Below are 8,168 nucleotides of genomic sequence, written 5' to 3'. Positions count from 1 at the left end.
TTCTAGGACATAAAAAGCACGCCCTGAGTGGGTCAATCTGGCCTAAGTCCTGAGACATATCGCCCCAGGTTCCGGGTGTGAAAAACGATCACCACCAAAGGATTAGGAACAGGCCGTGAGTTCAATCGTTGATCGAAACGAGGCCGTCGAGGCGGAAGGCGAGGGCAGCGAAACCCCTTCGCGTTCGACGGCTGCCGGTGCCATTCTGGTCGTGGACGACGAGCACGGCATCCGGAGCTTTTTGCAGCGCTATCTGAAAAAGACCAGCGCGCTGGTCGAGACGGCGGAAAACATCGAAGAGGCCGAACGCCTGCGCGCCCGCTGCCATTTCGACCTCATGATTCTGGATATCCGCCTGTCCGGTGCGGAGTCCGGCGTCGAATGGCTGAACCGGCTGCGCGAGCAGGGCGAGAACACGGACGTCATCTTCATGACCGCCCATGCGGACCTGGAAACCGCCATCGACGCATTACGCGCCGGGGCCGCCGATTTCATCCTCAAGCCCTTCCGTATCGAACAGATGCGGGCCGCGGTCGACCGCTGCATCGCACGCCGCAAGCTGACCCGCGAGAACTTCGTCCTGCGCCGCCAGATCAGCCAGTTCTACGACCTGGACGGCGTGATCGGCGACTGCGAGGTGATCAAGGAGCTCTGCGGCCTGATCAAGCGGGTCGCCCCCATGCCCTCCACGGTGCTGATCAGCGGCGAGTCCGGCACCGGCAAGGAGCTGGCCGCCCGCTCCATCCACATCCTGAGCGGGCGCGAAGGGCCGTTCGTGCCGCTGAACTGCGGCGCCATTTCCAGCGAGCTGCTGGAGAGCGAGCTGTTCGGCCACGCCAAGGGCGCGTTTACCGGCGCGCATCAGGCGCGCGAAGGGCTGTGCAACTTCGCCCACAACGGCACGCTGTTTCTGGACGAGATCGGCGAAATGCCGCTGGCGATGCAGACCAAGCTGCTGCGCTTCCTGGAGGACCGCATGGTCCGCCCCGTGGGCATGAACCGCGAGCTGCCGGTGGACGTCCGGGTCATCGCGGCCAGCAATCGCGATCTGTCCGAAGAGGTCGCCGCCGGCCGGTTCCGCGAAGACCTGTTTTATCGCCTCAACATCCTCAATATGCGCATCCCGCCGCTGCGCGAACGCCTCGAAGACATTCCCGTGCTGGCGCGGCATTTCTCCGCGCTGCTCTCCAAGGAGCTGGGCATGCCGCCGGTCGTGCTGGACGACGACGAGCTGCAGCGGCTGCAGCACTACAGCTGGCCGGGCAACGTACGTGAGCTGCGCAATGTCATCGAACGCTCTCTGCTGCTAGGCAAACGCCCCAGCGAGGGCCTGAACCAGGTGCAAACCGCCAGGAGCGAGGAAGAGACCGGGCCGGGCCAGCCTCGGGGCGGTGAAGAGCTTTCCCTCGCCGAGCTGGAGCAGCGCCATATCCTGGCGACCCTGGACGCTACCGGCGGCAACAAGTCCGAGGCCGCGCGGCGCCTGGGCGTGTCGCGCAAGACGCTGGAGCGCAAGCTCAAGTCCTGGGCGGGGGAGGAAGGCGAAGAGGAATGAGCGTGCGCCACGGACAGGACGGAATCCACGGCCTTCCACGCTGAGCGCACGCCATGCCCGCATGGATCAAACGCATCACCGGCCCCTTCCGCCGCTCGCTGCGCTACAAGGTCCTGGCGCTGGCGCTGTTTCCAATCCTGGTCATCGCGCCCATCACCATCGGCGTGGCGGCCTACTGGATCAACCAGTTCGTCTACCGGCAGCTCTACTATAAGGTCAACACCGATCTCGCCGTCGCGCACGACGTCTTCCGGCGCACCGGGCGCGATTACCTGGACAAGCTCGGGACCCTGGCCGAGTCCTATCCCTTCAGAACCAGCCTGACGAACGGCGACAAGGAGTCCATTCGCCGCCAGCTGCTGGCGCTCAAGATCAAGGCGGGGCTGGCCTTTTTGCATCTGGTGGGGCCGGACGGACGCTGGCTGTACGATCCGCAGGGCCGTTCGGGGCCGACCTCTCCGCTGCTGGACCGCGCCTTCAGGGGCCATGCCGCGGACGGCGTCGAGCTGTTTTCGCCGCATGACCTGGGGCTGGAAAGTCCCGAGCTGGCCAAGGCGGTGCGGTTGCCGCTGCTGCCCACGCCGCGCGCCGCGCCCACCGACCGCAAGGTCGAGGACCGGGGCATGGTGGTCCGCCTCATGTACCCGGTGAAGGACCGCAACGGGCGGGTGATCGCCGCGCTGGACGGCGGCCTGCTGCTGAACAACGATTTTCGTTTCGTGGACGCCATCCGCAACCTGGTTTACGGTCCCGGCAGCCTGCTCAAGGGCAGCATCGGCACCGTCACCCTGTTTCTGGACGACGTGCGCGTCAGCACCAACGTGCCGCTGCGCCCGGGAGAACGCGCGCTAGGCACCCGGGTCTCCCAGGTCGTGCGCGACCAGGTGCTGGGCAAGGGGGACCGCTGGATAGATCGTGCCTTCGTGGTCAACGACTGGTACATCTCGGCCTACGAGCCGATCTACAGCGACGCCGGACAGCGCATCGGCATGCTCTACGCCGGTTTCCTGGAGGCCCCTTACCGCGCAGCCATGCGTCACGCGCTGCTGGCCTTCCTGGGCCTGTTCTTCCTGCTCATCCTGCCGGCCATCTGGCTGGCGGTGCGCGGGGCGCGCAGCGTCTTCAAGCCGATCGAAAAGATCACCGGCGTGGTCCACGCCACGCGCGGCGGCATCCAGCAGCGCATCGGCCAGCTCCCCAGCGAGGATGAAATCGGCCTGCTGGCCAGGGAATTCGACAGCATGCTCGACCGCCTGCAGGACCATGCCCACCAGATCGAGGAGGCCAACGACCAGCTGGAGCTCAAGGTCCAGCAACGCACCGCCGAGCTCCAGGCCAAGAACGACGACCTGGTCCAGACCATCGAGCTGCTGCGCCAGACGCGCCTGCAGCTGGTCGAGGCGGAAAAGCTTGCCGCGCTGGGCAAGCTCACCGCGGGCGTGGCGCACGAGGTGAACAACCCCGTCGCCGTGATCCTGGGCAATATCGAAGTGATCAAGGACGAACTCGGTGCCCACGCCGAGCCGGTCAAGGAGGAGATCGCGCTGATCATCCAGCAGGTCTACCGGATCCGCGCCATCATCGACAACCTGCTGCATTACGCCAAGCCGGCGGAATACATCGGCGGCGTGCAAACGGAAAAGCTGGACGTGAACCACGCCATCGAGGACACCCTGACCCTGCTGCGTTTCCCCATCAAGCGCGCCAACGCGGCCGTGCAGACGGAGCTGGGCGAGATCAACCCGGTGGGGATTCAGCACCAGGCCCTGCAGCAGGTGCTGATCAACCTGATCACCAACGCCCTGCGGGTACTGCCGCACGAGGGCGGGCGGCTGGATATCGTCACCAAGCCCTGGGGCGACCGCGGCGTGGTCATCATCGTGCGCGACAACGGCGCCGGCATGTCCCCCGAGGTGCAGGCCAGGCTGTTCGAGCCCTTCTTTACCACCCATGCGGAGGGGACCGGGCTCGGCCTGTCGATCAGCTACGGGCTGATCCGGCGCTACGGCGGGCGCATCACCGTGCGTTCCCAGGTGGGGCAGGGCACCGAATTCCGGGTCTGGCTGCTGCACGAGCCCGAATACATCGACGATGAGGAGGCAAGGCTGCTCCAGCTGCAGGCCTATGAGGCGAACGGCTGAAAGCTCCGGCCGGCGCGCGCCGGGGAGGGGGTGAACACGGGCCGAAAATGGCGTCAGGCCGTTGACAAACGGCCGGTCAGGCCGTATCTTGCGCGTCTTTCCCGTAGTGGGGCTATAGCTCAGCTGGGAGAGCGCCTGCATGGCATGCAGGAGGTCGGCGGTTCGATCCCGCCTAGCTCCACCACTACTGAAATACACGGACCCGGACTATCTCGGTATGCGGACATTGGGACGCATCATGGCCTACCTGGGAGCACTTATCACCCTGGTTGGCATCGTCGCGGGTTTCTACCTGATGGTGCAGCAGGTAACGCGGTACGCCGAGTTCTTCTTCACCATGGTGCCTATCGGCTTTCTCATCCTCTTCACCGGGGTGATGACAGCCATGCTGTTTGGCTCGCGCGATAAGAGCTGATTCATCAGGTTCCTTTTCGCGTCCCCATCGTCTAGAGGCCTAGGACACCGCCCTTTCACGGCGGTAACAGGGGTTCATTTCGATCCCGGTCCAGATGGATGTTCTAAGGTTCGACGATTTCGCCGGGAGCGAAATCGGACGGCCGCAGGCCGGCCCGAGCCGCTGTGCGGTGAGGGCTCGCCACAGGGATGTGGCGATCAATCCCCTTGGGGACACCAATAAAAATAATGGCTTGCCGACTCTGCCCCCGACGCTAGGCTGCTAGTCTTGCTTAGGCTTCAGGAAGTAAATAGAGGTAGCCGAAATCCCTATGGTGACAATATTAATGATCTCCCATAGATCCCTTGTTAGATGCACTCGGATAATTGGGTTGTAGAAAGCCGCGATAACCCCAAAAACCCACATCCAACGATTATCCTCTTCGGTGTACGCTTGAAAGGCCAAGTAGGCGAAGATCCCGCAGCATACCCAGCGCAGCAAGATGTAGTAACCATACGGGTTGCCTGGATAGAAAGCCCAAAGCAACATGGCTATTGCAATTGCTTGCGGTTGCCATGTTCGTTTCATGCGCCTCATTCTAGGCTTTCTGCCAATGCAACAGCTCCGATCCTGCTGCCGAATGTCATGATTAAGAGTACAACCATTTCAATAAGTGGCATCCACATACCTTTGATTAAGGTTGCTAGCATTGCGATTGGCACAACCCCAACAATTCCTAGAAAGAGACCAATGAATACCGCCCCCATTCCCCATATAACAAGCGTGAATAGGAAGCCTTCCATCCATAGAGTTACGCCAAATATATAGGAAGCTATAAATAGAGAAACCGCCGCAAAACCGCGTGTTGGCTTAGGAATAGCAAGCGGAAGAATTATAAAAAGGACAATAAACAAGGCAATCCAGGTCAGGATTGAAAACCAAGGGAGAAGTTTCGTACTTGCCCATGCCGTGCCTTCAATAATCAAAAAAGCAATAATTGAGAAGATCGAAATGAACGCGATGACTATCAATATTCCACCAAGGCCCGCAAGGATCCCACGCGCTCCTTTTGCTATATCGCCTTCATCCATGATTATTCCCCCTGCAGATAGATGAACTTATTAAGTTTTTGAAATTCCTAGAAACAGCCCCTCGCCAGTTAATGTCGTTAATGGTCTGGGATACCATTAAATTTAAGCATATCCTTAAAAATTAGCAGGATTTTATAGCCCGCCCGCAACGTAACCACCAGATTTGATGACTATTACCTAGACATCTAAAGACGTGGTTATTTGCTACAAAGTGGTATATGAATTATTAGAGGGAGGTAGTAACCAGCTGAATTATCTATAAATATCTGTTGGCGTGAGTACGGTCGAGCAGTTGATTGATCAGCTGCCGACCGTTGTGGCTGATGGGTGTTCAGCCTTCCATAATGGAAAATAGGGTGGCTACGCCCTGGTCCAGGGTGTCGTATTGCATTTCGAACGCCGGAGTCCGCGCGACCCAGTCGATAATTTTTTGCAGATTGTCGTCGGCTATCGAAGATTTGGCCCGGGACGACGTTTGAAACCAGGGGGAACTGTTGACCATGCATCCAAATGCCTCTGCGGCAGTGAGCCTGGTGACAGAGGCGGTGCTACCGGTTCGTCTGTTGGGAAAAACGATGATATCGGCTTTAGTCACACCGGTATCATTACGGCTGGGCTTGGGCGGCAGATAGCGTACGGCCATGCCATTGCGGTAAAGAACCGGCAGCTTGCGGATGTCGGGATAGCGCGATTTCAGCAGTGGGATACTGCCTTCCTTGATGCAAAGACTGGTTTTTATTGGCGCCACGCTACCGTTTTCATCGAGAAGGGGAACGATATCGTCAGCAAGATAGGTGGCGCCCTCGTGCATCATCGCAGCGGCCAGGGTGGTTTTGCCCGCGCCGCCTCTGGAAGGCAGGACGACCCGGCGGTCGTTCCATTGCAGGGCTGCCGCATGCAAAACGGTAACCAATGGTGCATGGCGGTAACTCTCCTCAATCACTTCATAAATCAGCCGTCCGGCAATTGCATCGGGGTAGGCATTTGAAAATAAAACTTCATCGTTTTTCATTAATTTCCAGGAGTCTTCTTCACGGATGACCCGTAGCAATGTGTTCCAATTCATACAGGGTGTACAACGAAAATGGGTGAGCGCAGGCGCAATCAGACCGTTAAGTACGTCATCAAGGCCTTCAATGGCAATAACCCTGCTGCCTATCCTGTACCACTGCAGCTCCTGGTGATCGCGAACCAGCCCCAGGTATTGCCAGTCATAGATGATGCCGCGCACGTCCGAGAATGCATCCTGATAACTGATTGAAAACGTATCGGCAATCAGTTCGGCGATGCATTCAACGGTAAGCCCCTTCAGCAGCCCTTCCCAGATAAGTTTCGCCAGCGGGTTGAGCACAGCCAGTCCGGAGCTGCCGGGCTGGCGGACAACCAGTGTATCGTCCAGGGAAAAGCCTTTATGACAGGGGCGCAGCGATGCTGGCATAGCGGGCGATTGTTGACGCGATGTCGGCATGCCGCCACTGCTTTCATCTGTTTTCAGTGCCTGCCGGGAAAGCGTGGTCCAGTCCTTTGTCCAATGCGGTTTTAACTCGATTTGTCCGTTTGAAACGCGCCCCAGCCGTTCCTGTTCTGAAAGATAGTTCTCGGTGGCCTGGCTGACGCCGTGACGGTAGCCGCCTGCGAATGAGGCATGGTAGCTGTCCGATCCGCCCCAGCGGTAGATATAGAACAGCTTGTTCCTGGGGATCTCCTGCCTGGATTTTTCGGCTTTCAGCCTGCGGTACAGATCCCGGTCGATGGCGCCGAAATCCGCCTCGAGATAACCACGAACCTGCTGCCATTTTTCCCGGCTTACCGCTAGATTGCATTGAAACAGGTTGCGCGCGCTATACAGGCCGTTGCCGTCGTCCTGCCATGCTTGATCGGTATGAAAGATCCCGTTTCTCAGGTGCGATATTGAGTATGAAATGCGCCAGGGAAGATAGATGTCATCGTCGTCCCATGGAAACAGCACGTCGCCACTGCATAACGCAACCGTTGCGTTAAATTTTTTTCCTAATGGGGTAATGCGTTGTGACGCATTGATGATTTTCACTTCCGGATGATCGAAGCTCAGCCGCTGCCGCGTGTAGTCGTTCAGTACTACCAGTTCCTTGGGGCCGTCGTAGTCCTGGCGTAGAAAACTCTCGATGGCTTCCTCAAGCAGGTGAGGGCGCCCGTAGGTCGCGCAGAAGCAGGAGGCTTTCAGCTTCATATCACGGTCCGGATGGATGGTGCCGCTGTTGCCTGGTCTGGAGAAAACCACGGGTTGAGTTCTGCAATGAATTCGCCATTAGCGGCGCGTGACGTTTTGTCTGCTGAAGAAAAATCGATACCGGAGAGGCGCATAAATTCGTTGAGTGAGCGTTGGCTTCCCAGCGGATAGTGCTCGATGTCGCGCAATGCGTCGAGATTGGATGCGGATTCGACGTTGAGAATATGAAGCAGCCGCTCAACTCCCTGTTTGTGGATGGCACCCCAGTTGTCGTGGTCTTCCCAGTGCAATGGGCGTCGAGCCTCCCCATGGGGCAGGTTCATATATTGATGAAAAATAACCTGTCTGGTGGGGCTGTAAATATCGTAGCCGTGTGTCCACAGTTTTACCGCCAGTGCGGCCTCTTCCTGGTTAAAGTAATAAGCCGGGTCGGTGGGTACGTTCTCTATTAGATGCCCGGGCCCGAAATGAAAGCCGGCGGCGGCGAACAGGCCGCGTAACGGCCGGGATGGGGTTGCCGAGAGGAGGTGGCCGGCAAAGCGCGGGATTCCGCCTTCGAGCACGGAACCCACGACCATTACGATGGCATCGTGTTGATCATCCGCGCTTCTCTTTTGTTCCTGTTCCGGACGATAGTCCGGCGGATAGCAGCTTAATACTGCGTGTTCGCTGTCGCAGCGTTGTAATTCTTCGATCAGGATTTGATCCCAATGCGGTGCGAAACGCATATGGCTGTCGATAGACAGGGTATAGGTTTCATCATCATAAAGCGCCTGGA

Annotated in this window: 7 protein-coding genes and 2 tRNA genes; 5 read left to right on the top strand and 4 right to left on the bottom strand. The window is 58.6% G+C overall.

Annotated features, from left to right (window positions below; genetic code table 11):
* Positions 1 to 202: 202 nt before the first annotated feature.
* The 5 genes from P8Y64_13760 (at position 203) to P8Y64_13740 (ending at position 4,329) form a co-directional block, all read left to right on the top strand.
* On the top strand, positions 203 to 1,555 hold the full coding sequence (locus P8Y64_13760; protein MEJ2061525.1) for a sigma-54 dependent transcriptional regulator: 1,353 nt from the start codon (positions 203 to 205) through the stop codon (positions 1,553 to 1,555).
* Between the two features lie 53 nt (positions 1,556 to 1,608).
* Complete coding sequence (locus tag P8Y64_13755; GenBank protein ID MEJ2061524.1) at positions 1,609 to 3,696, top strand: cache domain-containing protein; 2,088 nt, start codon at positions 1,609 to 1,611, stop codon at positions 3,694 to 3,696.
* A gap of 108 nt (positions 3,697 to 3,804) precedes the next feature.
* Positions 3,805 to 3,880 (top strand) — tRNA-Ala (locus tag P8Y64_13750).
* 54 nt (positions 3,881 to 3,934) lie between these two features.
* Complete coding sequence (locus P8Y64_13745; GenBank protein ID MEJ2061523.1) at positions 3,935 to 4,111, top strand: hypothetical protein; 177 nt, start codon at positions 3,935 to 3,937, stop codon at positions 4,109 to 4,111.
* 20 nt (positions 4,112 to 4,131) lie between these two features.
* A tRNA-Glu gene (locus tag P8Y64_13740) sits at positions 4,132 to 4,329 on the top strand.
* Positions 4,330 to 4,372: 43 nt separating this feature from the next.
* On the opposite strand, the gene P8Y64_13735 is transcribed toward P8Y64_13740, so the two are convergent.
* From P8Y64_13735 to P8Y64_13720, 4 genes are all read right to left on the bottom strand, one after another.
* Positions 4,373 to 4,678, bottom strand: a complete 306-nt coding sequence (locus P8Y64_13735) for a hypothetical protein (GenBank protein ID MEJ2061522.1) — start codon at positions 4,676 to 4,678, stop codon at positions 4,373 to 4,375.
* A gap of 5 nt (positions 4,679 to 4,683) precedes the next feature.
* Positions 4,684 to 5,181: a hypothetical protein gene (locus P8Y64_13730; GenBank protein ID MEJ2061521.1), complete on the bottom strand. Its 498-nt coding sequence runs from the start codon at positions 5,179 to 5,181 to the stop codon at positions 4,684 to 4,686.
* 331 nt (positions 5,182 to 5,512) lie between these two features.
* Positions 5,513 to 7,390 carry a glycosyltransferase gene (locus P8Y64_13725; protein MEJ2061520.1) on the bottom strand — a complete coding sequence of 626 codons (1,878 nt, stop codon included), beginning with the start codon at positions 7,388 to 7,390 and terminating at the stop codon, positions 5,513 to 5,515.
* Positions 7,387 to 8,168 (bottom strand): GlcNAc-transferase family protein (locus P8Y64_13720; GenBank protein ID MEJ2061519.1); only part of this gene is annotated, 782 nt, incomplete at its 5' end. The genes P8Y64_13720 and P8Y64_13725, both read right to left, overlap by 4 nt.

It is taken from the genome of Gammaproteobacteria bacterium (assembly GCA_037388465.1).
GTDB lineage: Bacteria > Pseudomonadota > Gammaproteobacteria > SpSt-1174 > SpSt-1174 > JARRKE01.
The sequence above is the reverse complement of the archived record's forward strand: the minus strand, read 5'-3'. Positions and strand labels throughout refer to the sequence as shown.

Excerpts from the sequence above, each read along its gene's own strand:
- P8Y64_13755 (MEJ2061524.1), top strand. The coding sequence starts at position 1,609 with ATGCCCGCATGGATCAAACGCATCACCGGCCCCTTCCGCCGCTCGCTG.
- P8Y64_13745 (MEJ2061523.1), top strand. The coding sequence starts at position 3,935 with ATGGCCTACCTGGGAGCACTTATCACCCTGGTTGGCATCGTCGCGGGT.
- P8Y64_13735 (MEJ2061522.1), bottom strand. The coding sequence starts at position 4,678 with ATGAAACGAACATGGCAACCGCAAGCAATTGCAATAGCCATGTTGCTT.
- P8Y64_13730 (MEJ2061521.1), bottom strand. The coding sequence starts at position 5,181 with ATGGATGAAGGCGATATAGCAAAAGGAGCGCGTGGGATCCTTGCGGGC.
- P8Y64_13725 (MEJ2061520.1), bottom strand. The coding sequence starts at position 7,390 with ATGAAGCTGAAAGCCTCCTGCTTCTGCGCGACCTACGGGCGCCCTCAC.